This window comes from Streptomyces sp. NPDC097981, assembly GCF_040302565.1.
Lineage (GTDB): Bacteria > Actinomycetota > Actinomycetes > Streptomycetales > Streptomycetaceae > Streptomyces.
The window spans coordinates 200,282-223,506 of sequence record NZ_JBEORW010000001.1; the positions used below are offsets into that span (position 1 = coordinate 200,282).

At 71.7% G+C, this 23,225-nt stretch carries 20 protein-coding genes and 1 riboswitch; of the genes, 18 read left to right on the forward strand and 2 right to left on the reverse strand.

Translation table 11 applies throughout. The annotated features are described in order from the left end of the window. Positions 1-16 precede the first annotated feature (16 nt). A complete protein-coding gene (locus ABTY04_RS00880) occupies positions 17-883 on the reverse strand; it encodes a class I SAM-dependent methyltransferase (protein ID WP_352211149.1) in 867 nt (288 codons plus the stop codon). 405 nt (positions 884-1,288) lie between these two features. Here ABTY04_RS00880 and ABTY04_RS00885 point away from each other — a divergent pair, with 405 nt between their 5' ends. The 15 genes from ABTY04_RS00885 to ABTY04_RS00955 all read left to right on the forward strand — a co-directional run bounded on the left by ABTY04_RS00885 (position 1,289) and on the right by ABTY04_RS00955 (position 18,557). Continuing rightward, positions 1,289-3,061 carry a DUF5941 domain-containing protein gene (locus tag ABTY04_RS00885; RefSeq protein WP_352211290.1) on the forward strand — a complete coding sequence of 591 codons (1,773 nt, stop codon included), beginning with the start codon at positions 1,289-1,291 and terminating at the stop codon, positions 3,059-3,061. Next, positions 3,058-3,822, forward strand: a complete 765-nt coding sequence (locus tag ABTY04_RS00890) for a phosphocholine cytidylyltransferase family protein (RefSeq protein WP_352211150.1) — start codon at positions 3,058-3,060, stop codon at positions 3,820-3,822. The genes ABTY04_RS00885 and ABTY04_RS00890 overlap by 4 nt, the downstream gene beginning before the upstream one ends. Beyond that, entirely contained in the window at positions 3,810-4,871 is a 1,062-nt protein-coding gene (locus ABTY04_RS00895) for an iron-containing alcohol dehydrogenase family protein (protein ID WP_352211151.1), read from the forward strand. The genes ABTY04_RS00890 and ABTY04_RS00895 overlap by 13 nt, the downstream gene beginning before the upstream one ends. After that, on the forward strand, positions 4,849-5,628 hold the full coding sequence (locus tag ABTY04_RS00900) for a CDP-alcohol phosphatidyltransferase family protein (RefSeq protein WP_352211152.1): 780 nt from the start codon (positions 4,849-4,851) through the stop codon (positions 5,626-5,628). The genes ABTY04_RS00895 and ABTY04_RS00900 overlap by 23 nt, the downstream gene beginning before the upstream one ends. A gap of 8 nt (positions 5,629-5,636) precedes the next feature. Further along, positions 5,637-6,518 carry a glycosyltransferase family 2 protein gene (locus ABTY04_RS00905; protein WP_502996530.1) on the forward strand — a complete coding sequence of 294 codons (882 nt, stop codon included), beginning with the start codon at positions 5,637-5,639 and terminating at the stop codon, positions 6,516-6,518. A 96-nt stretch (positions 6,519-6,614) separates the two neighbouring features. Next, positions 6,615-7,550 (forward strand): ABC transporter permease, encoded by a 936-nt coding sequence (locus ABTY04_RS00910; RefSeq protein WP_352211154.1) that lies wholly within the window; start codon positions 6,615-6,617, stop codon positions 7,548-7,550. Further along, positions 7,543-8,325 (forward strand): ABC transporter ATP-binding protein, encoded by a 783-nt coding sequence (locus ABTY04_RS00915; protein WP_352211155.1) that lies wholly within the window; start codon positions 7,543-7,545, stop codon positions 8,323-8,325. Before ABTY04_RS00910 ends, ABTY04_RS00915 begins: the two co-directional genes overlap by 8 nt. Before the next feature lie 325 nt (positions 8,326-8,650). Next, positions 8,651-9,607, forward strand: coding sequence for a squalene synthase HpnC (gene hpnC / locus ABTY04_RS00920; protein WP_502996522.1), 957 nt, complete (start codon positions 8,651-8,653; stop codon positions 9,605-9,607). After that, complete coding sequence (gene hpnD, locus ABTY04_RS00925) at positions 9,604-10,575, forward strand: presqualene diphosphate synthase HpnD (RefSeq protein WP_502996523.1); 972 nt, start codon at positions 9,604-9,606, stop codon at positions 10,573-10,575. Before hpnC ends, hpnD begins: the two co-directional genes overlap by 4 nt. Positions 10,576-10,798: 223 nt before the next feature. Next, positions 10,799-12,178: a hydroxysqualene dehydroxylase HpnE gene (gene hpnE / locus ABTY04_RS00930; protein WP_352211157.1), complete on the forward strand. Its 1,380-nt coding sequence runs from the start codon at positions 10,799-10,801 to the stop codon at positions 12,176-12,178. A gap of 50 nt (positions 12,179-12,228) precedes the next feature. Further along, positions 12,229-13,329, forward strand: a complete 1,101-nt coding sequence (locus ABTY04_RS00935; protein WP_502996524.1) for a polyprenyl synthetase family protein — start codon at positions 12,229-12,231, stop codon at positions 13,327-13,329. Between the two features lie 116 nt (positions 13,330-13,445). Next, positions 13,446-15,443 (forward strand): squalene--hopene cyclase, encoded by a 1,998-nt coding sequence (gene shc / locus ABTY04_RS00940; RefSeq protein ID WP_352211159.1) that lies wholly within the window; start codon positions 13,446-13,448, stop codon positions 15,441-15,443. Then, complete coding sequence (locus tag ABTY04_RS00945) at positions 15,443-16,120, forward strand: phosphorylase family protein (protein WP_352211160.1); 678 nt, start codon at positions 15,443-15,445, stop codon at positions 16,118-16,120. Before shc ends, ABTY04_RS00945 begins: the two co-directional genes overlap by 1 nt. A gap of 5 nt (positions 16,121-16,125) precedes the next feature. Continuing rightward, complete coding sequence (gene hpnH, locus ABTY04_RS00950) at positions 16,126-17,157, forward strand: adenosyl-hopene transferase HpnH (protein ID WP_352211161.1); 1,032 nt, start codon at positions 16,126-16,128, stop codon at positions 17,155-17,157. Further along, positions 17,154-18,557 (forward strand): aspartate aminotransferase family protein, encoded by a 1,404-nt coding sequence (locus ABTY04_RS00955; protein ID WP_352211162.1) that lies wholly within the window; start codon positions 17,154-17,156, stop codon positions 18,555-18,557. Before hpnH ends, ABTY04_RS00955 begins: the two co-directional genes overlap by 4 nt. Positions 18,558-18,590: 33 nt before the next feature. On the opposite strand, the gene ABTY04_RS00960 is transcribed toward ABTY04_RS00955, so the two are convergent. Beyond that, the gene (locus tag ABTY04_RS00960) at positions 18,591-19,409 is read right to left on the reverse strand and encodes a tyrosine-protein phosphatase (RefSeq protein WP_502996525.1); all 819 of its coding nucleotides are present in this window, start codon (positions 19,407-19,409) and stop codon (positions 18,591-18,593) included. A 311-nt stretch (positions 19,410-19,720) separates the two neighbouring features. Then, positions 19,721-19,897: riboswitch (cyclic di-AMP (ydaO/yuaA leader) on the forward strand. A 2-nt stretch (positions 19,898-19,899) separates the two neighbouring features. Between ABTY04_RS00960 and ABTY04_RS00965 the strand changes: the two genes are divergently transcribed. The 3 genes from ABTY04_RS00965 to ABTY04_RS00975 all read left to right on the forward strand — a co-directional run bounded on the left by ABTY04_RS00965 (position 19,900) and on the right by ABTY04_RS00975 (position 23,193). Further along, positions 19,900-20,844, forward strand: coding sequence for a LysM peptidoglycan-binding domain-containing M23 family metallopeptidase (locus ABTY04_RS00965; RefSeq protein WP_352211163.1), 945 nt, complete (start codon positions 19,900-19,902; stop codon positions 20,842-20,844). A gap of 166 nt (positions 20,845-21,010) precedes the next feature. After that, a complete protein-coding gene (locus tag ABTY04_RS00970) occupies positions 21,011-21,796 on the forward strand; it encodes an SGNH/GDSL hydrolase family protein (protein WP_352211164.1) in 786 nt (261 codons plus the stop codon). Between the two features lie 194 nt (positions 21,797-21,990). Then, positions 21,991-23,193 carry an MBL fold metallo-hydrolase gene (locus ABTY04_RS00975; protein WP_352211165.1) on the forward strand — a complete coding sequence of 401 codons (1,203 nt, stop codon included), beginning with the start codon at positions 21,991-21,993 and terminating at the stop codon, positions 23,191-23,193. Positions 23,194-23,225: the final 32 nt, after the last annotated feature.

Below are 23,225 nucleotides of genomic sequence, written 5' to 3' on the forward strand. Positions count from 1 at the left end.
CGGATCACATGTGCCGTCAGACCCCGGAGGGTGCCGCGCCGCCGTCCACCGCGGACACGGGCCGCAGGACGTAGCCCGTGTACCCGTACTCGTGCCCGTACCGCTCCCGTACGTCGAGCTCCTCGCGTACGGAGGCCAGCGCGGCGGCGGCCGCCGGACCGGCCGGGGCCGCGGCGGCCACGCGCTCGCCGAGCGGTCCGTAGTACTCGGCCCAGTCGGAGTCCGGCTGGTGGTGGACGCCCAGCACCCGGTACCCGGCGGTCCGGGCGGCCGCGAGGTTGCGGGCGGTGGAGCGCAGCGGGTACTCGGCGTCCCAGAAGGCACGGGCACCGGCGGACGGCTCCGCGACCGTCCACTCGCACTCGGTGAGCACGAGCGTGCCCCCGGGTGCGAGGAGCCGCTTCCACTGCTCCAGCGCGGCGCCGAAACCGATGACGTAGGCGGACCCCTCCGCCCATACGAGGTCGAAGGAGCCGTCCTCGTGGGGGAGGGCGCCCATGTCCGCCTTGAGGGGGTGGACGCGGCCGGCGAGCCCGCGGGCCGCGGCCGCGGCCCGGAGCTCGTCGAGGAAACCGTCGTACAGGTCGACGGCGGTCACCTCGGCGCCGGCCGTGCCCGCCTCCTCGGCGAGGAGCAGCGCGCTGCGGCCGGGGCCGCAGCCCAGGTCGAGGACGCGAGGCCGCTCGGGCAGCGGTCCGCACAGGGACAGCAGGTGCCGGGTGGTCGCGTCGGAGCCGGGGGACTGCCGGGGCAGGCCGCGGTGCAGCGCGAAAAAGGCGTCGATGAACTCGGCGCGGGTGAACCCGGCCGTACCGGCGTTGTCGTGGTTGTCGTTGTTGTCGGGGTTGGCGGTGTTGTTCGTGTCACCAGTGATGTCGGTCAACGTGAACCCTTGGAAAGAGGGCTCCGGCCGATCCGGGGGCACCCCGGCAGGAGCCGGGGGAGGCACCGGTGTGATCAGGAGCGGCCGGACGCCCCGAAGAGGACGGGGATGAACCGGATTTCGCCGCGCTCGGCAGCGACCACTGCGACGGTCATCAACCCACCCCTTTTCCCGCTCTGCTCTTCCGACGGTGCGGTAAGAAATTTCACCTTAACACCCAGGCGGTTTGTGGTATCTCGGCGTGATCGTCAATGATGATCGCGCCAGGGCCCGAAGCCCCGGAATATTCGGCCTATCGGGAAGTAAACGGGTGGTGAACCCCCGCTTCCATTCATCCGATAGCCTCTGCCGACGTGCCGCCGCCCCCATGAGGCGCCCAGTGTTCGCTGCAAGGAGTGAGTTCGTCTGTCGACCGTCATCCTCACCGGCCTGCCGGTCCCCGGATCACCGCTGAACGACGAGCTGCGCTCCCTCGGCTTCGACGTCCGCTCCGCGACCGGGCCGCAGGACACCGCCGCGGTGCTCGCCGCCGTACCCGCCGACCAGCGGGTCGCAGTCGTCGACAGCGCCTTCGTCGGGCACGTCCACGCCCTGCGGCTCGCGCTGACCGACCCGCGCTTCGACGCCTGCGCCGTGACCGGGGCCTTCGCCGTCCAGCCCGCGGCCCGTGCGGCCCTGGACAAGGCCGCGGCCCTCGACCCGGACGGGGACGGCCCGTACGCGGACCGGCTCGCCGCCGCCGTCGAGGCCGCCGGTACCACCGTCCAGCGCCCCGAGCTCGGCACCCTGGTCGCCGCCGTCCCCGACACCGCCGCGGAGCGCGCCGCGGCCGCCGCGGCGGTCGCGGCCGTGGACGACGAGGCCGTACGCCTGCGCACCGCCGTCAAGTCCCGCGACGGGTTCTTCACCACCTTCTTCATCAGCCCGTACTCGCGCTACGTCGCACGCTGGTGCGCGCGACGCGGCCTGACCCCGAACCAGGTCACCACCGCCTCGCTGATCACCGCGCTGATCGCGGCCGGCTGCGCCGCCACCGGCGAGCGCTGGGGCTACGTCGCCGCCGGCGTGCTGCTCCTCGTCTCCTTCGTCCTGGACTGCACGGACGGGCAGCTCGCCCGCTACTCGCTCCAGTACTCGACGATGGGCGCCTGGCTCGACGCGACCTTCGACCGCGCGAAGGAGTACTCCTTCTACGCGGGCCTCGCGCTCGGCGCGGCACGGGGCGGCGACGACGTGTGGGCCCTCGCGCTCGGCGCGATGATCCTCATGACCTGCCGGCACGTCGTGGACTTCGCCTTCAACGAGGCCAACCACGACGCGACGGCCAACACCAGCCCCACCGCGGCGCTGTCCGACAAGCTCGACAGCGTCGGCTGGACGGTCTGGGTCCGGCGCATGATCATCCTTCCGATCGGCGAGCGCTGGGCCATGATCGCGGTGCTGACCGCCGTCACCACCCCCCGGATCGTCTTCTACGCCCTGCTCGTCGGCTGCGCCTTCGGGGCCCTCTACACCACCGCCGGCCGGGTGCTGCGCTCGCTGACCCGCAAGGCCAGGCGCACCGACCGTGCCGCCCAGGCCCTGGCCGACCTCGCCGACTCGGGCCCGCTGGCGTCGATCGGCACGGGCCTGGCCAAGGGACGGCCCGTCGCCCCGCTGGCGATGGCCCTCGTCGGCTCCGTCCTGGTCGTCGGCGACGCGGCCGTGAGGCCGTTCGGCGCCGCCTCGCTCATCGCTGCCGCGGTGTTCTACGTCATAGCCTCCGGCGCGGCCGTCTCCCGCCCGCTCAAGGGAGCGCTGGACTGGCTCATCCCACCGCTGTTCCGCTGCGCCGAGTACGTGACCGTGCTCGCGCTCGCCGTCCACGCCGACGTACCCGGAGCCCTTCCGGCCGCATTCGGACTGGTCGCGGCGGTCGCCTACCATCACTACGACACGGTCTACCGCATCCGCGGCGGCTCCGGTGCGCCGCCCAGGTGGCTGGTGTGGACGATCGGCGGGCAGGACGGCCGGGTCCTGCTGGTCGTGGTCCTGGCCGCCGTGCTGCCCCGTGACACGTTCCCCGTCGCGCTCACGGCCATGGCCGTGTTCGTGGCACTCGTGGTGCTCGTGGAGAGCATCCGCTTCTGGGTCTCCTCCGGGGCACCCGCCGTACATGACGAAGGAGAACCAGCATGATCGGCCTTGTACTCGCTGCCGGTGCCGGACGCCGCCTGCGTCCCTACACCGACACCCTGCCCAAGGCCCTCGTGCCCGTCGGCCCCGAAGGCGACGAGGAGAGCCTGACGGTCCTGGACCTCACCCTCGGCAACTTCGCCGAGGTCGGCCTCACCGAGGTCGCGATCGTGGTCGGCTACCGCAAGGAAGCCGTGTACGCGCGCCGGGAGGCCCTGGAGGCCAAGTACGGCGTCAAGATCACGCTCATCGACAACGACAAGGCCGAGGAGTGGAACAACGCCTACTCCCTGTGGTGCGCCCGTGACGTCCTGAAGCAGGGTGTGATCCTCGCCAACGGCGACACCGTCCACCCGGTCTCCGTCGAGCGGACCCTCCTCGACGCCCGCGGCAACGGCCAGAAGATCATCCTTGCCCTCGACACGGTCAAGAGCCTGGCCGACGAGGAGATGAAGGTCGTCGTCGACGGCGACGGTGCCACTCGGAGGGGCGTGCGTCAGATCACCAAGCTGATGGAGCCGTCCGACGCCACCGGCGAGTACATCGGCGTCACGCTCATCGAGCCGGAGGCCGCAGAGGCCCTGGCCGAAGCCCTGAAGACCACCTTCGAGCGCGACCCCGACCTGTACTACGAGGACGGCTACCAGCAGCTCGTCAACGACGGCTTCGTGGTCGACGTGGCCCCCATCGGCGACGTCAGGTGGGTCGAGATCGACAACCACGACGACCTCGCCAAGGGCCGGACGATCGCATGCCAGTACTGACGAGGCTCATCCCCTCCCCGGTCGTCGTCGACATCAGCCGCGGCGCCATGGACGACCTGGCCGGCCTCCTGGCCGACCAGCGGATCTCGGCGTCCGGCAAACTGGCGATCGCGATCAGCGGCGGCTCCGGCCAGGTGCTGCGCACCAAGCTGGAGCCCGTGCTGCCGCACGCCGACTGGTACCCGGTCGTCGACGGCACCATCGACTCCGCGGTCAAGCTGGCCGACGACATAAAGGGCCGTCGCTACGACGCCGTGGTCGGCCTGGGCGGCGGCAAGATCATCGACGTGGCGAAGTACGCCGCGGCGCGGGTCGGGCTGCCCATGGTGGCCGTCGCCACCAACCTGTCGCACGACGGCATCTGCTCGCCCGTCGCGACCCTCGACAACGACAACGGCCGCGGCTCCTACGGCGTGCCCACCCCGATCGCGATGGTCATCGACCTCGACGTGATCAAGGAGGCGCCAGTGCGGTTCGTCCGCGCCGGCATCGGCGACGCGCTCTCCAACATCTCGGCCATCGCCGACTGGGAGCTCTCGCACCGGATCACCGGGGAGGCCGTCGACGGCCTGGCCGCCGCGATGGCCCGCACCGCAGGCGAGGCCGTGCTGCGCCACCCCGGGGGCTGCGGCGACGACGAGTTCCTCACGGTGCTCTCCGAGGCCCTCGTCCTGACCGGCATCGCCATGTCGATCAGCGGGGACACCCGCCCCGCCTCCGGCGCCTGCCACGAGATCAGCCACGCCTTCGACCTGCTCTACCCGGGGCGCTCCGCGCTCCACGGCGAGCAGGTCGGCCTCGGAGCCGCCTTCGCGATGCACCTGCGGGGCGCGGCCGAGCAGGCCGGGCTCTTCGTCGAGGTGCTGCGCCGCCACGGCCTGCCCGTGCTGCCCGCCGAGATCGGGTTCAGCGTGGACGAGTTCGTGGCGGCCGTCGAATACGCCCCCCAGACCCGCCCGGGACGCTTCACGATCCTGGAGCACCTCAATCCGTCCGCAGCCGAGATCAGGGATGCTTACGCCGACTATGCCAAGACCATCCGTAGCTGAACTCCGGCCCGTCGTTCACCCGCCGGGCGTCAAGGACCGGCGCAGTGGCGAGCACTGGGGCGGTCGTCTGTACATGCGCGAGATCTCCCTGCGCATCACCCGCGTCCTGGTGAACACCAAGGTCACGCCCAACCAGCTGACCTACCTGATGACCCTCGCCGGTGTCCTGGCCGCCCCGGCCCTGCTCGTGCCGGGCATCTGGGGCGCCGTCCTCGGCGTGGTGATGGTCCAGCTCTACCTGCTGCTCGACTGCGTCGACGGCGAGGTCGCCCGCTGGAAGAAGCAGTACTCGCTCTCCGGCGTGTACCTGGACCGGGTCGGCGCCTACCTGTGCGACGCGGCGGTCCTCGTCGGCTTCGGCCTGCGCGCCGCGGACCTGTGGGGCACCGGCCGCATCGACTGGCTGTGGGCCTTCCTCGGCACCCTGGCGGCGCTCGGCGCGATCCTGATCAAGGCCGAGACGGACCTGGTCGGCGTCGCCCGGCACCAGACCGGCAAGGAGCCCGTCGCCGAATCCGCCGCCGAGCCGCGCTCCTCCGGCATGGCGCTCGCCCGCCGGGCCGCGTCCGCGCTGAAGTTCCACCGGCTCGTCCTCGGCATAGAGGCGTCGCTGCTCATCCTGCTGCTCGCCGTCCTGGACCAGATGCGGGGCGACCTGTACTTCTCCCGGCTCGGCGTGGCCGTGCTGGCCGGCATCGCGATGCTCCAGACGGTGCTGCACCTGGTGTCGATCCTGGCCTCCAGCAGGCTCAAGTGACGACGCCGATGCGGCTGGGCGCCGTGATCATCACCATGGGCAACCGCCCCGACGAGCTGAAGGCGCTCCTCGACTCGGTGGCCCGTCAGGAGGGCGTCCCGATCGAGGTCGTCGTCGTCGGCCAGGGCGTCGACGTCACCGGCCTGGAGGGCCTGTCGGCCGGTGTGCGCACCGTCTCCCTGCCCGAGAACCTGGGCATCCCCGGCGGCCGCAACGTCGGCATCGAGGCCTTCGGACCCGGCGGCAGCGAGGTCGACGCCCTGCTGTTCCTCGACGACGACGGGCTGCTGGAGCGCGCCGACACCGCCGAGCTGTGCCGGCAGGCCTTCGCCGAGGACCCGAAGCTCGGGATCATCAGCTTCCGGATCACCGATCCGGAGTCCGGCGAGACCCAGCGCCGGCACGTGCCCCGGCTGCGCGCCTCGGACCCGATGCGCTCCTCCCGCGTGACCACCTTCCTCGGCGGTGCCAACGCCGTCCGCACGAGGGTGTTCGAGCAGGTCGGAACGCTGCCGGGCGAGTTCTTCTACGCGCACGAGGAGACGGATCTGGCCTGGCGGGCACTCGACGCGGGGTGGCTGATCGACTACCGGGCGGACATGGTGCTCCTGCACCCGAAGACCGCCCCCTCCCGTCACGCGGTCTACCACCGTATGGTGGCCCGTAACCGGGTGTGGCTCGCCCGCCGCAACCTGCCCGTCCCGCTGGTCCCGGTCTACCTGGGCGTCTGGCTCCTGCTGACGCTCGTGCGCAGACCGTCGGCACCGGCACTCAAGGCCTGGTTCGGCGGGTTCAAGGAGGGATGGACCACCCCTTGCGGTCCCCGGCGCCCCATGAAGTGGCGCACGGTCTGGCGGCTGACCCGGCTGGGCCGACCGCCTGTCATCTGACACGCTCGCGTCTGAGAACATGGCGCGATCACGGGCCGAGCGCCCCAGGCCCGATGCCACCTTCTGCCGCATCTTGAAGACGGAAAGTTTCATCTTGTGAGTGACACAACCCAGGATGGCGCCCTCGCCACGAGCAAGCCGCCGTCCGAAGACGCGGGGCTTGCCCCCGCGGAGCTCGCCAGGAAGTACGGCCTGTCCGTCAGCGGCGCCCGGCCGACCCTGGCCGAGTACGTGCGGCAGCTCTGGGACCGGCGCCACTTCATCATGGCGTTCTCCCGGGCCAAGCTGGTCGCCCAGTACAGCGAGGCGAAGCTCGGCCAGATCTGGCAGGTGGCGACCCCGCTGCTCAACGCGCTGGTGTACTACCTGATCTTCGGCCTGATCATGAACGCGGGCCGGGGCATGGAGAAGGGGGTCTACATTCCCTTCCTGGTGACGGGCATCTTCGTCTTCACCTTCACCCAGAGCTCGCTGATGGCGGGAGTCCGGGCCATCCCCGGCAACCTCGGCCTGGTCCGCGCCCTGCACTTCCCGCGCGCCTCCCTGCCGATCTCCTTCTCGATGCAGCAGCTCCAGCAACTGCTGTACTCGATGATCGTCGTGGTGATCGTCACGGTGGCGTTCGGCAACTACCCCAAGCTGTCCTGGCTGCTGGTCATTCCGACGCTGGCGCTGCAGTTCGTCTTCAACACCGGCCTCGCGCTGGTCTTCGGGCGGATGGGTTCGAAGACCCCCGACCTCGCGCAGCTGATGCCGTTCATCACACGTACGTGGATGTACGCCTCGGGCGTCATGTTCTCGATCAGCGGGGCGCTCAAGGACAGGCACGTGCCCGCGTGGGTCACGGACGTGCTCCAGTGGAACCCGGCGGCGATCTACATGGACCTGATCCGGTACGCGCTGATCGACGACTACGGCCGGCACAACCTGCCGCCGCACGTCTGGGCCTTCGCCGTCGGCTGGGCCGTCGTGATCGGTCTCGGCGGTTTCGTGTACTTCTGGAAGGCTGAGGAGCGTTACGGCCGTGGCTGAGAACAACCGGGGCAACGTCCCCACCGTCATCGCCGACGACGTGCACATCGTTTACCGCGTCAACACCGGCAGCTCCGGCAAGGGCAGCGCCACCGCCGCGCTGAGCAAGATAATGCGCCGGGGCAAGGGCGACGCACCCGGCGTCCGCCGGGTCCACGCCGTGCGCGGCGTCTCCTTCACGGCGTACCGCGGCGAGGCCATCGGCGTCATCGGCTCCAACGGCTCCGGCAAGTCCACCCTGCTGCGCGCCATCGCCGGTCTGCTGCCCTGCGAGGCCGGCAAGGTCTACACCGACGGCCAGCCCTCGCTGCTGGGTGTCAACGCCGCACTGATGAACGACCTCACCGGTGAGCGGAACGTGGTCCTCGGCGGTCTCGCGATGGGAATGAGCCGCGAGCAGATCAGGGAGCGTTACGACGACATCGTCGACTTCTCGGGCATCAACGAGAAGGGCGATTTCATCTCCCTGCCGATGCGCACGTACTCCTCCGGTATGGCCGCACGCCTGCGATTTTCGATTGCCGCGGCGAAGGACCACGACGTTCTGATGATCGACGAGGCCCTGGCCACCGGTGACCGCAAGTTCCAGGTGCGTTCCGAGGAGCGCATCCGCGAACTGCGCAAGCACGCCGGAACCGTTTTCCTGGTGAGCCACAACAACAAGTCCATCCGCGACACCTGCAGCCGCGTGCTGTGGCTGGAGAAGGGTGAGCTGCTGATGGACGGGCCCACCGAAGAAGTCGTCTCGGCCTACGAGAAGGCGACCAGCGCCTGACCGCGGTCCCCGCCGGCCCCCGTCGTCCCGAGCGGCGGGGGCTTCGGCATGCCCGGGGCGGCCGGCGCCGACATTCGGTAGCGGAGCGAATACCCGAGAGGCTGCCGCGGCGTTGTACAGCGTAAGCTGGAGCAGTCCTGAATCACGCCAGAGGGGACGATTCCCCGCAGGTGAACGGCGTGGGGTACCCCGGGGAAAGTCCGGCGGCGTGTCCGAAATAGGATGTATTGGGTCGGCAGTGTAGAACGGGAGATGTGACGGCAATGGCTACGGGAATTCTCCGGCCCCCAGGCATTACGGCCGTCCCCCGCGCAGGCGGCGGGCGGTGACCCCCGGGCACGGTATCCGGCCCGGGCGGGACGCGGCCCGCACAGCCCCCGACGCCCACGCGAACGCCACCCTCGGCAAGGCGCGGACGGAGAACTTCCCCGTCGCCCCGTCCTTCCTCCCCCGCGCCTGGCGCGACGGCCTGATGGCGGTGTACGGGTACGCCCGCCTGGTCGACGACATCGGCGACGGCGACCTCGCCCCCGGCGGGCACGACGCCGTACTCCTCGGCCTCGACCCCGCCGCGGCGGACGACCGGCTCGCCATGCTCGACGCCCTGGAGGCGGACCTGCACCGTGTTTTCCGGCGCCCCGGCGGCCCCGGCGGCCCTCCGAGGCACCCGCTGATGCTGGCCCTCCAGCCCGTGGTCCGCGCCCACGGCCTCACCCCCGAGCCCTTCCTCGGGCTCATCGAGGCCAACCGCCAGGACCAGCACGTCACGCGCTACGAGACGTACGGCGACCTGCTCGCGTACTGCGAGCTGTCCGCGAACCCCGTCGGCCGCCTCGTGCTGTCCCTCACCGGCACCAGCACGCCCGAGCGGATCCGCCGCTCCGACGCCGTCTGCACCGCCCTGCAGATCGTCGAACACGTGCAGGACGTCGCGGAGGACCTCGGCCGGGGCCGCATCTACCTCCCGGCCGAGGACATGCACCGCTTCCACGTGGGCGAGGCCGACCTGAAGGCCCACCGCGCCGGCGCGTCCGTACGCTCCCTGGTCGCGTTCGAAGCCGAACGCGCCCGGGGCCTCCTGGATGAAGGCACCCCCCTCGTGGGTAGCGTGCACGGAAGGCTCCGGCTGCTGCTCGCGGGCTTCGTGGGAGGAGGGCGCGCCGCCCTGCGAGCCGTCACCGCCGCCGGCTTCGACGTACTCCCCGGCCCGCCCAAGCCCACCAAGAGCGGCCTGCTCCGCGAGGTGGCCGCCGTCCTGCGCACAGCGCCGAGAAAGGGGTGAGCCCGACCGTGGAGGGTTCCGCATACACGTCCGCACCGTCCGCAGCGGTCCTGGCGGCCTACAGCTACTGCGAGGCCGTCACCGGTTCTCAGGCGCGCAACTTCGCGTACGGCATCCGCCTGCTGCCCTCCGACAAGCGGCAGGCGATGTCCGCGCTGTACGCGTTCTCCCGGCGCGTCGACGACATCGGCGACGGCACGCTGGCCCCCGAGGCCAAGTTCGTCCGGCTTGAGGAGACCCGCGCCCTGCTCGGCCGGATCCGGGGCGGAGAGATCGACGAGGACGACACCGACCCGGTCGCCGTCGCCCTCGCCCACGCGGCCCGACGCTTCCCGATCCCGCTCGGCGGCCTCGACGAGCTCATCGACGGCGTCCTGATGGACGTCCGCGGCGAGACCTACGAGACCTGGGACGACCTCAAGGTCTACTGCCGCTGCGTGGCCGGAGCCATCGGGCGCCTCTCGCTCGGCGTCTTCGGCACGGTGAACACCGGCGGCCTCGGCGCGTCCGAAGCCGCGCGCGCCGGCGAGTACGCCGACACCCTCGGCCTCGCCCTCCAGCTCACCAACATCCTGCGCGACGTCCGCGAGGACGCCGGCAACGGGCGTACCTACCTGCCCGCCGAAGACCTCGCCAAGTTCGGCTGCTCCGAGGGCTTCCACGGCGACCGGGCCCCCGCCGGGGCCGACTTCGCCGGGCTCGTCCACCACGAAGTCCGGCGCGCCCGGGCCCTGTTCGTCGAGGGCTACCGGCTGCTGCCCATGCTCGACCGGCGCAGCGGCGCCTGCGTCGCCGCCATGGCCGGCATCTACCGGCGCCTCCTCGACCGCATCGAACGCGAACCCGAGGCCGTACTCCGCGGCCGCGTCTCGCTGCCCCCGCACGAGAAGGCGTACGTCGCCGTGCGCGGCCTGTCCGGCCTGGACGCGCGGACCATCTCACGCCAGAGCACACGGAGGCGGATGTGACCGCGCCGACCCGCCCGACACCCAGGCCCGGCGGGGCGCCCGGCCCTGCCCGGCCGCCGCGCACCGGCGCGCACGGACCCGCCGGCCCCGCCTGGACGTCCGCGGCCGGACCGCGGGGCGTTGCACAGCCGCGCCGGACCGCCGCCGTCGCCGGTGCAACCCCTGCCGGGGCGGCCGCGTCTCTCCCGGCGGGCGCTGCAGGCCACGGCACCGGGGAGGGCGCATGAGCGGCAGCGACAACCGCGCCGTCGTCATCGGCGGCGGCCTCGCCGGAGTGACGACCGCGCTCGAACTCGCCGACGCGGGGCTGCAGGTCACCCTGCTCGAAGGACGCCCGAGGCTCGGCGGACTCGCGTTCTCCTTCAAGCGCGGCGAGCTCACCGTGGACAACGGCCAGCACGTCTACCTGCGCTGCTGCACCGCCTACCGGTGGTTCCTCGACCGCGTCGACGGCGCCGCCCTGGCACCGCTCCAGGACCGGCTCGACGTACCCGTGCTCGACGTGGCCCACCCCGGCGGGCCGCGCCTGGGCCGGCTGCGCCGCAGCGCCCTGCCCGTACCCCTGCACCTGGCGGGCTCCCTGGCCCGCTACCCGCACCTCTCGCTCGCCGAGCGGGCGAGCGTCGGCCGCGCCGCCCTCGCGCTGCGCCGGCTCGACCCCGCCGACCCGGCGCTGGACGGCGTGGACTTCGCGACCTGGCTCGGGCGGTACGGGCAGAGCCCGCGCACCATCGAGGCCCTCTGGGACCTCGTCGGCATCGCCACGCTCAACGCGACCGCCGACCGGTCCTCGCTGGGCCTGGCCGCCATGGTCTTCAAGACCGGCCTGCTCTCCGAGAACGGCGCCGCCGACATCGGCTGGGCCACCGTCCCCCTCGGCGACCTGCACGACACCCTCGCCCGCAAGGCGCTCGACGCAGCCGGCGTACGCACCGAACTGCGCACCCGCGTCACCTGCCTCTCCCGTACCCCGGACGGGAACTGGCGGGTCGACACCGAGGGCCGGTCCCTGGACGCGGGCACGGTCGTCCTCGCCGTCCCCCAGCGCGAGGCGCACGGACTGCTGCCGCCCGGCGCCCTCGCCGACCCGGACAAGCTCCTCGACATCGGCACCGCGCCCATCCTCAACGTCCACGTGGTCTACGACCGCAAGGTGCTCAGGCAGCCCTTCTTCGCCGCGCTCGGCTCCCCGGTCCAGTGGGTCTTCGACCGCACGGACGCCTCCGGGCTGCCCGACGGCGGCCAGTACCTGGCGCTGTCCCAGTCGGTCGCCCAGGACGACATCGACGAGCCCGTCTCGGTGCTCCGCACGAAGTACCTGCCCGAGCTCGAACGGCTGCTGCCGGCCGCACGGGGCGCCAAGGTACGGGACTTCTTCGTCACCCGGGAGCGGACGGCCACGTTCGCCCCCACCCCCGGCGTCGGCCGGCTGCGCCCCGGAGCGCGGACCGACACGCCGGGCCTCTACCTCGCCGGTGCGTGGACCGCCACCGGTTGGCCCGCGACCATGGAGAGTGCCGTCCGCAGCGGACTGAGCGCGGCCCACGCCGCACTCGCCGCACTCGGCCGCCACCGCGAGCACCCCCTGCAGGAGGCGGCATGACGACCACCAGCACGACCGGAACAGCACGTACAGGACACAGAGGAGAGCCAGTGAACCCGGGGAATCCGGCTGTCGAGAACACGGACGCCGGCAACGGCGCAGCCGGAGCCGGCGTCGAGAAGGCGGACACGATCGCCCTCCTGGAGCGCGGCCGCACGCTGTCGACCCCCGTGCTCCGCGCCGCAGTCGACCGGCTCGCGGCGCCGATGGACACCGTTGCCGCGTACCACTTCGGCTGGATCGACGCCGAGGGCAACGCGGCCGACGGAGACGGCGGCAAGGCCGTCCGCCCCGCCCTCGCGCTGCTCTCCGCCGAGGCGGCGGGGGCCGCGGCCGAGGTAGGCATCCCGGGCGCGGTCGCGGTCGAGCTGGTGCACAACTTCTCGCTGCTCCACGACGACCTGATGGACGGCGACGAGCAGCGCCGCCACCGCGACACGGTCTGGAAGGTGCACGGTCCGGCCCTTGCGATCCTGGTCGGCGACGCGCTCTTCGCGCTCGCCAACGAGGTCCTGCTAGAGCTCGGCACCGTCGAGGCGGGCCGCGCCGCACGCAGGCTGACCACGGCCAGCCGCAAGCTCATCGACGGCCAGGCACAGGACATCTCCTACGAGCACCGCGAGCGCGTCAGCGTCGAGGAGTGCCTGGAGATGGAAGGCAACAAGACCGGCGCCCTGCTCGCCTGCGCGGTCTCCATCGGCGCCGTCCTCGGCGGCGCGGACGACCGTACGGCCGACAAGCTGGAGGAGTACGGCTACCACCTGGGCCTCGCCTTCCAGGCGGTCGACGACCTCCTCGGCATCTGGGGCGACCCGGAGTCCACCGGCAAGCAGACCTGGAGCGATCTGCGCCAGCGCAAGAAGTCCCTGCCGGTCGTCGCCGCCCTCGCGGCGGGCGGACCCGCGTGCGAGGAGCTCGCGCAGCTGCTCGCCGCGGACGCCAAGAGCAACGACTTCGCGAACTTCTCGGAGGAGGAGTTCGCGCACCGCGCCGCACTCATCGAGGCCGCGGGCGGGCGCGAGTGGACCGCCGAGGAGGCGCGCCGCCAGCACGCGATCGCCATCCGCGCCCTGGACGACGTGGACATGCCGCAGCGGGTGCGCGAACAGCTCGTCGCCCTCGCCGACTTCGTCGTCGTGCGCAAGAGGTGATCGGCACCCGAGCAGGGATATGACTCGCGAGTCGCCGGCCGGCGCCACCTGACAGGAGCGTCCGGCCGACGGCATACCCCAGCACAGCAGAGCACACTGCCACGTAAGGGGAAGCCATGACAGCGACGACCGACGGCGCCGGTACCCCCGGCGCCGGCCCGGATGACACCACCCCCGGCCCGGCCCCGGCCGGCCGGCCCGAGCCGGGCGGCGCTCCCGCCGCGATGCAGGGCGTCCACGACGCCGCCGCGCGGGCGACCCGACACCTGCTGGCACGCCAGGACGCGGCCGGGTGGTGGAAGGGCGACCTGGAGACCAACGTCACCATGGACGCCGAGGACCTGCTGCTGCGGCAGTTCCTCGGTATCCGGGACGAGGCGACCACGCAGGCCGCCGCCCTCTTCATCCGGGGCGAACAGCGTGCGGACGGCACCTGGGCCACCTTCCACGGCGGGCCGCCCGAACTCTCAGCCACCATCGAGGCGTACGTCGCCCTGCGGCTCGCCGGAGACGCGCCCGACACCCCGCACATGGCCCTCGCCTCGGCCTGGATCCGGGCCCACGGCGGGATCGCCGCCGCCCGCGTCTTCACCCGGATCTGGCTGGCCCTGTTCGGCTGGTGGAGCTGGGACCACCTGCCCGAACTCCCGCCCGAACTGGTCTTCCTGCCCCCGTGGGTGCCGCTGAACATCTACGACTTCGGCTGCTGGGCCCGCCAGACCATCGTGCCGCTGACCGTGGTCTCCGCGAAGCGCCCCGTCCGTCCGGCCCCGTTCGCCCTCGACGAGCTGCACACCGACGCAACGAGGCCGTATCCCCCCGTCCGTCCGGCCCCGGTGGCCAGTTGGGCCGGCGCCTTCCAGCGGATGGACAAGTTCCTCCACGTCTACCGCCGCTTCGCCCCGCGCCGGCTGCGCAAGGCCGCGATGGACACCGCAGCCCGCTGGATCGTCGAGCGCCAGGAGAACGACGGCTGCTGGGGCGGGATCCAGCCACCGGCCGTGTACTCCGTCATCGCCCTGCACCTGCTCGGGTACGACCTCGCGCACCCGGTCATGCGGGCCGGCCTGGAGTCCCTGGACCGGTTCGCGGTGTGGCGCGAGGACGGCGCCCGGATGATCGAGGCCTGCCAGTCCCCGGTCTGGGACACCTGCCTCGCCGCCATCGCCCTGGCCGACGCGGGCCTGCCGCCCGACCACCCCGCCCTGGTGAAGGCCGCCGACTGGATGCTCGGCGAGGAGATCGTCCGTACCGGTGACTGGGCGGTCCGGCGGCCCGGACTCGCTCCCGGCGGCTGGGCGTTCGAGTTCCACAACGACACCTACCCCGACATCGACGACACCGCCGAGGTGGTCCTCGCCCTGCGCCGGATCAGGCACCCCGAACCGGCCAGGGTCGAGGCGGCCATTGCCCGCGGGGTCTCCTGGAACCTCGGCATGCAGTCCGGGAACGGGGCCTGGGGCGCCTTCGACGCCGACAACACCAGCCCGTTCCCGAACCGGCTGCCGTTCTGCGACTTCGGCGAGGTCATCGACCCCCCGTCGGCCGACGTCACCGCGCACGTGGTGGAGATGCTCGCGGCCGAGGGAAAGGCGGCCGACCCGCGGACCCGGCGCGCCGTCGCCTGGCTGCTGGACGAACAGGAGCCCACCGGCGCCTGGTTCGGCCGCTGGGGCACCAACTACGTGTACGGAACGGGGTCGGTGGTCCCGGCCCTGACGGCCGCGGGCATCGCCCCCGCGCACCCGGCCGTCCGGCGGGCGGTGCGCTGGCTGGAATCCGTACAGAACGAGGACGGCGGGTGGGGCGAGGACCAGCGCTCGTACAAGGACCCGGCGTGGGCCGGGAAGGGCGCCTCCACCGCCTCGCAGACCGCGTGGGCGCTGATGGCCCTGCTCTCGGCGGGGGAGCGGGAGGCCAAGGCCGTCGAGCGGGGCATCGCGTACCTCGTGGAGACCCAGCAGGCGGACGGCTCCTGGGACGAACCGTACTTCACCGGCACCGGCTTCCCCTGGGACTTCTCCATCAACTACCACCTGTACCGGCAGGTGTTCCCGCTGACCGCCCTCGGCCGCTACCTGTACGGCGAACCCTTCGCGCCGGGGGAGGCCTGATGGCCGCCGACCGGGCCGGGCCGCCCGGACCGCAGGCCCCGATGCTGGTCGCCTGCGCCCTGCGCATCGAACAGGCGGCCCTGCGCAGCGGCGGCGGCCGCGCCGCGACGCGCACCGGACCGGGCCACACCGTCCTGCGCACCGGCATGGGGCCGCGCGCCGCCGAGCGGGCCGTCGGACGGGCGCTTTCCGAGCCGGGGCTGTGCCTGGCCCCCGTCCTCGCCACGGGGTTCTGCGCCGGGCTGGTCCCCGGCATGAGCCCCGGCGACCTGGTCGTCGCCGAGGAGACCCGGGATCCGCGGGGCAGTGTCACCTGCGACGGCACCGTCCTGCTCGCCGAGGCACTGGCCCGGGCCGCTCCCGGCCGGACCGTGCACACCGGCGTACTGACCGGATCCGACCACGTCGTCCGCGGCCAGGAGCGCGCCCGGTTGCGCGCCACCGGCGCCATCGCGGTCGACATGGAGTCCGCGGCCACCCTGTGGACGGCCACCCGGGCCGCCGCACATGGCCGGAACCGTCCGGTTGCGGCCGTCCGGGTGATCGTGGACGCTCCGGAGCATGAGCTCGTCCGTATCGGCACGTTCCGCGGTGGAATATCGGCCTTCCGCGTACTGCGTGCCGTACTGCCCGCGTTTGCTGACTGGCACCGTTCTTTGCTGCTCCCCAGGAGGTGAGTCAGATGGCCATGCCACTGCGACAGACCATCAGGGTCGGGACGTATCTTCTCGAACAGAAGCTCCGCAAGCGTGAGAAGTTCCCGCTGATCGTCGAGCTGGAACCGCTCTACGCCTGCAATCTGGCCTGCGAAGGGTGCGGGAAGATCCAGCACCCGGCAGGCGTGCTCAAGCAGCGCATGCCGGTGGCCCAGGCGGTCGGCGCGGTACTGGAGTCCGGCGCGCCCATGGTGTCCATCGCGGGCGGCGAGCCGCTGATGCACCCGCAGATCGACGAGATCGTCCGGCAGTTGGTGGCCAGGCGGAAGTACGTGTTCCTCTGCACCAACGCGATGCTGCTGCGCAAGAAGATCGAGAAGTTCACCCCGTCCCCGTACTTCGCCTTCGCCGTGCACATCGACGGGCTGCGCGAACGGCACGACGAGTCGGTCGCCAAGGAAGGCGTCTTCGACGAGGCGGTCGCCGCCATCAAGGAGGCGAAGAGCCGCGGGTTCCGGGTCACCACCAACTCGACCTTCTTCAACACCGACACCCCGCAGACGATCATCGAGGTGCTCAACTACCTCAATGACGACCTCAAGGTCGACGAAATGATGATCTCGCCCGCCTACGCCTACGAAAAGGCCCCCGACCAGGAACACTTCCTGGGGGTCGAACAGACCAGGGAACTCTTCAAGAAGGCATTCGCGGGCGGGAACCGGGCACGCTGGCGGCTCAACCACTCCCCGCTCTTCCTCGACTTCCTGGAGGGCAAGGCCGATTTCCCCTGCACCGCCTGGGCCATTCCCAATTACTCCCTCTTCGGCTGGCAGCGCCCCTGCTATCTGATGAGCGACGGCTACGTGCCGACGTACCGGGAGCTGATCGAGGACACCGACTGGAGCAAGTACGGCCGCGGAAAGGACCCGCGCTGTGCGAATTGCATGGCGCACTGCGGATACGAGCCCACCGCCGTCCTCGCCACCATGGGCTCCCTCAAGGAGTCCCTGCGGGCGGCCCGGGAGACCCTCGGCGGCAACCGGGGCAAGCCGGCATGACGCCGGCACCGGAAGGAGGCAAGGGATTCGACCTCGGCGCCCTGCTGGCCGAACGCGGCGCGGAGCGCTACGAGCTGCACGCACGGCACCTCAACCACCAGCTGCCGCGGATGCTGCACACGATCGGCTTCGACAAGGTCTACGTCCGGGCCGAGGGCGCCCACTTCTGGGACGCCGACGGAAACGACTACCTGGACATGCTGGCCGGTTTCGGCGTGATGGGCCTCGGCCGGCACCACCCGGTGGTCCGGCAGGCCCTGCACGACGTCCTGGACGCACAACTGGCCGACCTGACCCGCTTCGACTGCCAGCCGCTGCCCGGGCTGCTGGCGGAGAAGCTGCTCTCGTACAGCCCGCACCTGGAGCGGGTGTTCTTCGGCAACAGCGGCACCGAAGCCGTGGAGACCGCCCTGAAGTTCGCCCGGTACGCGACCGGGCGGCCCAGGGTCCTCTACTGCGACCACGCCTTCCACGGGCTGACCACGGGCTCGCTCTCGGTCAACGGGGAGGGCGGGTTCCGGGACGGCTTCGCGCCGCTGCTGCCCGACACGAAGATCGCCCTCGGTGACCTGGCCGCGCTGGAGCGGGAGCTGAAGCGCGGCGACGTGGCCGCCTTCGTCGTCGAGCCGATCCAGGGGAAGGGCGTGCTCGCCGCCCCGCCCGGGTTCCTGCTCGCGGCGCAGGAGCTGCTGCACCGGCACAAGGCGCTGCTCATCGCGGACGAGGTGCAGACGGGCCTCGGCCGGACCGGCGATTTCTACGCGTACCAGCACGAACCAGGCGTGGAACCGGACCTGGTATGCGTGGCCAAAGCCCTTTCGGGCGGCTACGTCCCGGTCAGTGCGACCCTGGGCAAGGACTGGATCTTCAGACGCGTCTACTCGTCCATGGACCGGGTCCTGGTGCACTCCGCCAGCTTCGGTTCCAACGCGCAGGCGATGGCGGCCGGGCTGGCGGTGATCTCCGTCATGGAGGACGAGTCGGTCGTCGCGAACGCCCTCGCGATGGGCGACCTGCTGCGCGGACGGCTCGCCGCGCTCGTGGACGAGTACGAGCTGCTCCACGAGGTGCGCGGGCGGGGCCTGATGGTCGGCATCGAGTTCGGGCGGCCGTCCTCGCTGGGGCTGCGCAGCCGGTGGACCATGCTCCAGGCGGCACGCAAGGGGCTCTTCGCGCAGATGGTCGTGGTGCCGCTGCTGCAGAAGCACCGGATCCTGACGCAGGTGTCGGGCGACCATCTGGAGGTCATCAAGCTCATCCCGCCGCTGATCGTGGACGAGCGCGACGTCGACCGGTTCGTCGGCGCCTTCCGCCAGGTCATGGACGAGGCGCACGGCGGCGGCGGGCTGATGTGGGACTTCGGCAGGACGCTGGTGAAACAGGCCGTCGGCGGCGGCTGACGGCCTGCTCGGCTTCCGGCCGGGTCCTCGTCCTCAGTCGAGCAGCCGGTCCCGCAGCCGGTCGAGGGTCTCGGGCGTGAGGCCGAGGCCCTCGGCGAGGTACTGCTCGACCCCGCCCCAGTGCTCGTCGATGGTGTCGAAGGCCGCCGTCAGGTACTCGGCGCGCGCGTCGAAGAGCGGGGCGAGCAGTTCCATCACCTCGGGGGAGCGGGCCTCCGGCGCGCTGCTGCCGCGGTGCACGCGGTAGCGGCGGTGCGGGGCGTTGGACTCCAGGTAGTCCGCCGTGATCGCTTCGCGCTCGACGCCCAGCGCGAGCAGGGTGACGGCGATCGAAAGCCCCGCCCGGTCCTTTCCGGCCGCGCAGTGCATCAGCACCGGAATGCTGTCCTCGGCGAGGGCGTGCACGACCCGGCTGTGCTCGGCCGTGCGGTTCTTGACCATCGAGCGGTACGAGTGGGTCATCCGGGCGGCGGCCTTTCCGTTGCCGAGGAGGCCGCGGAGCTGTTCGAGGTCGCCGTCGCGGACCATCTTCCAGAATTCCTTGCCGTCGGCCGGATCCGACAGCGGGATGTTGACGTTCCGCACGCCGGGGAGCTCGACGTCGAGACCCTCCAGGGCGTGGTCGGCGCCGTTGCGGAAGTCGAAGATGGTGTGCAGGCCGAGCGATGCGAGAAATTCTGTATCGGTATCGGTGGCATGTGCCAGATGTCCGCTACGGAACAGTCGTCCCGTCTTGACCCGTCGCCCGTCGGCGGTCGGCAGGCCACCCACATCACGGAAGTTGCGTACTCCGGCCAGCTGAGGCTCCGGCACGGGGTCCATCCGCGGTGGCTGGGGTATCTGCTGGGTCACGGGAATTCCTCCGCGTCGTGGTGGGATGTCCGGATTGCGCTGCTTGGGGCCAACTTGCCATAACCGGAGGCGAGATCGGGCGCAGCCCCGTGAGGCAGATCATACGGTGACCGTGCGTGCCTGATCGTCAAAGTCGAATGGCCGGGCCGGGGCGGTCGTTGGCGGCGGGGAATGGACGGAGGGTGACCGGAATTCCTTCGGATTCCGCGTCCTGTGAATCCGTCAGGAAATTCACGGCTTGTTCCCTGCGGCCGCGCTGGATTACCTTCGCGATCGATCCGGACGGACCGCCGAATCCTGCCACCGTCCGGAAACCGCACTCGACTATTCACGCGCGCGGCAGGAGCGGGGGAACCAGGTAAGTCGCTGTTCCCGATCTTTGTACCGGGACGGCTCGGGGTGAAGTCGTACGTGTTCCTTTCATGTGCGGCCGGGCATCTCCCGTCCGAACCCGACAGCTCACCTCGCAGGCGACGGAGAGGAATTCGCCATGCCTGCAAAGGGTAAGCACCGCCGTCCCAAGTCCCGTTCCATGGCGCGCGGTTTCGCCGTTGCAGGCACCGGTGGTGCGGCCCTCGCGCTGCCGCTGCTGGGTGCCGCCGGCGCCCACGCGGCCGGAGCCCCGGCCGCAGCACCCGCCGCGGCTCCCGTGCAGGCCCCGCAGGCTCCGACGGAGTTCCGGGCCGCGCCCGCCGCTGCCGCGCAGGCCGCCCCGGCCGTCTACACGGTCGTGCCGGGCGACTACCTCTCCAAGATCGCCCAGGACCGCCACCTCTCGGGCGGCTGGCAGCAGCTGTACGCCGACAACCGCGAGGCCGTGGGCGGTAACCCGTCGCTCATCCACCCCGGGCTGAAGCTGACCCTGGGTGCGCCGGGCGAGGCGGCCCCGGCCGAGGAGTCCGCTCCGGCCCCGGAGAAGAAGTCCCCGGCCCCCCACGGCAAGGGCTCCGCGGATGCCGCGCCGGCCCCCGCCGCCGCACCTGCACCCGCCAAGAAGAGCGGGTCCGCCGCCGGTGCGGTCAGCGCCGCCGGCTTCGTCGCCCCCGTCTCCGGCGGCGGGATCTCCACCCAGTACAAGACCCCCGGCGCCATGTGGTCCAGCGGCTACCACACCGGTGTCGACTTCATCGCGAGCTCCGGCACCACCGTCCGGGCCGTCGGCGCGGGCACCGTGGTCTCCGCCGGCTGGGGCGGCGCGTACGGCAACGAGGTCGTCATCCGGCACGCGGACGGCAAGTACTCCCAGTACGGCCACCTGTCCCAGCTGAACGTCTCGGCCGGCCAGAGCGTGACCGCCGGCCAGACCATCGGCCTCTCCGGCTCCACCGGCAACTCGACCGGCCCGCACCTGCACTTCGAGATCCGCACCGGGCCGTCCTACGGCTCGGACATCGACCCGCTGGCCTACCTCCGCTCCAAGGGAGTGAGCATCTGACGGCCCTCGCCGCCGGAGGGGCAACCTGACACGTGAGGCCGGGACCCGAGGGGGGTTCCGGCCTCACGCCCTGTTATTCCGTACCGACCGGGTGGTATAGATCACGGTCCGTCAACCCCTTCCTACGGTGGCGTAGGTCACGTGCAGGGGTGAAGGATGGGGTCTCGTGGCAGCGACGAAGACGACACTCAAGACCATCGGCTCGTACGCGGCGATCGGGGACAGCTTCACCGAGGGTGTGGGGGACCCGGGGCCCGGGGAGACCTTTCTCGGCTGGGCGGACCGGCTGGCCGTACTCCTGGCCGATCAGCGCGAGGAACATGAATTCCGGTACGCGAACCTGGCCGTGCGGGGGCGCCTCCTCGACCAGATCGTCGCCGAACAGGTCCCCCGGGCCAAGGAGCTCGCACCGGACCTGGTGAGCTTCTGCGCGGGCGGCAACGACATCATCCGGCCCGGCAGCGACCCGGACGACGTGGCGGAGCGGTTCGAGGCGGCCGTCGCCGACCTCACCGGAGCCGTCGGCCAGGTCATGATCACCACGGGCTTCGACACCCGCGGGGTGCCGGTCCTCAAGCACCTCCGGGGCAAGGTGGCCACGTACAGCGCCCATGTGCGCGCGATCGCCGACCGCTACGACTGCCCGGTGCTCGACCTCTGGTCGCTGAAGTCCGTACAGGACCGGCGCGCTTGGGACGACGACCGGCTGCACCTCTCGCCCGAGGGGCACACCCGGGTCGCGCTGCGCGCCGCCCAGGTGCTGGGGCTGGAGGTGCCGGCCGACCCCGACCAGCCGTGGCCGCCGCAACAGCCGCGCGGCTCGGTGGACGTGACCCGGGACAACATCCAGTGGGCGCGGGAGCACCTCGTGCCGTGGATCGGGCGGCGGCTGCGCGGGGAGTCCTCCGGGGACCACGTCGAGGCGAAGCGCCCGGACCTGCTGCCGCTGTAGCCCGGCCGGAGCAGCGGGGAACGGGGAGGGGAGTGCGGGGAGGGGTAACACGGGGAGGGGTAACACGGGGAGGGGTGCACGGGGAGGGGTGCGCGCGGCGGAATCCTTCGGGGCCGGTGCGCGTTGGCATGGTGATAGACCGGTACTTCGTACGGCCTCTCACGCCCATCCGCCCCACCCTCCCAGGAGGCGCTTTGACCGGCTCCCGTCCCCTGCGTCCACGGTTGCGCGCCCTGCGTCCCGAAGCATTCGGCGCGGATCCGTCCGGCGCTCGCCTGGAGCGGATCCTGCGCTCGCCGAACTTCGCCGACGGCGTCTTCCAGAACCCGGTCGGGGCCCGGACCAGGCCCTCCGGCTCCATGCTGGAGTTCGCCAAGATCTACTTCCACAAGGAGCAGCGGATCCGGCGCAACCCGGGCGCACCGATCCCGGTGTACCCGACGACGCTCGCCGAGCTGGCCAAACCTCCGGTCAGCGGGCTGCGTCTGACCTGGATGGGGCACTCCGGCGTACTCGCGGAGATCGACGGGCGGCGGGTGCTGTTCGACCCCGTGTGGGGTGAGCGGTGCTCTCCCTTTCCGTTCGCCGGCCCCAAGAGGCTGCACCCCGTACCCGTACCGCTCGCCTCGCTGGGCCCGGTCGACGCCGTGGTGATCTCGCACGACCACTACGACCACCTCGACCTGCCCACCATCAAGGAGCTGGCCGGTACGGACACGGTCTTTGCCGTCCCCCTCGGCGTCGGCGCCCACCTGGAGCGCTGGGGGGTGCCGCCGGACCGGCTGCGCGAGCTCGACTGGAACGAGGGCACCGAGATCGCGGGGCTCTCGCTGACGGCGACCCCGGCCCGGCACTTCTGCGGGCGCGGCCTGCGCAACCAGCAGAACACCCTGTGGGCCTCCTGGGTGGTCGCGGGCGACGAGCACCGGATCTTCCACAGCGGTGACACCGGCTACTTCCCCGGGTTCGGGGAGATCGGCGCCGAGCACGGCCCCTTCGACGCCACCATGATCCAGATCGGTGCGTACTCGGAGTACTGGCCCGACATCCACATGACCCCCGAGGAGGGCATGCGCGCCCACCTCGACCTCCAGGGCGGGATCCCGCACGGCACCATGCTGCCGATCCACTGGGGCACGTTCAACCTGGCCCTGCACCCGTGGGACGAGCCCGGCGAGGGCACCGTGGCCGCAGCCGAGGCCACCGGGGCGGCCGTCGCGCTGCCGGTCCCGGGTCAGCCGTTCGAGCCGGGCGCCGCCGACGCCCCGGGCGAACCGTGGTGGCGCCCGTTCGTGGCCTCGTCCGCCCCGCCCGTCCCCGCGGCGCCGTCCCGCCCGGCCGGGACCGGACGGCCCCCCGCCGTGGCCCACGAGGAACCGGAGGCCGTCGGCTCGTAGACGCCGGCCGGGAGACCCCGGCAGCCAGGGGG

Excerpts from the sequence above, each read along its gene's own strand:
- ABTY04_RS00890 (WP_352211150.1), top strand. The coding sequence starts at position 3,058 with ATGATCGGCCTTGTACTCGCTGCCGGTGCCGGACGCCGCCTGCGTCCC.
- ABTY04_RS00895 (WP_352211151.1), top strand. The coding sequence starts at position 3,810 with ATGCCAGTACTGACGAGGCTCATCCCCTCCCCGGTCGTCGTCGACATC.
- ABTY04_RS00900 (WP_352211152.1), top strand. The coding sequence starts at position 4,849 with ATGCCAAGACCATCCGTAGCTGAACTCCGGCCCGTCGTTCACCCGCCG.
- ABTY04_RS00905 (WP_502996530.1), top strand. The coding sequence starts at position 5,637 with ATGCGGCTGGGCGCCGTGATCATCACCATGGGCAACCGCCCCGACGAG.
- hpnE (WP_352211157.1), top strand. The coding sequence starts at position 10,799 with ATGAGCGGCAGCGACAACCGCGCCGTCGTCATCGGCGGCGGCCTCGCC.
- shc (WP_352211159.1), top strand. The coding sequence starts at position 13,446 with ATGACAGCGACGACCGACGGCGCCGGTACCCCCGGCGCCGGCCCGGAT.
- ABTY04_RS00945 (WP_352211160.1), top strand. The coding sequence starts at position 15,443 with ATGGCCGCCGACCGGGCCGGGCCGCCCGGACCGCAGGCCCCGATGCTG.
- hpnH (WP_352211161.1), top strand. The coding sequence starts at position 16,126 with ATGGCCATGCCACTGCGACAGACCATCAGGGTCGGGACGTATCTTCTC.
- ABTY04_RS00955 (WP_352211162.1), top strand. The coding sequence starts at position 17,154 with ATGACGCCGGCACCGGAAGGAGGCAAGGGATTCGACCTCGGCGCCCTG.
- ABTY04_RS00965 (WP_352211163.1), top strand. The coding sequence starts at position 19,900 with ATGCCTGCAAAGGGTAAGCACCGCCGTCCCAAGTCCCGTTCCATGGCG.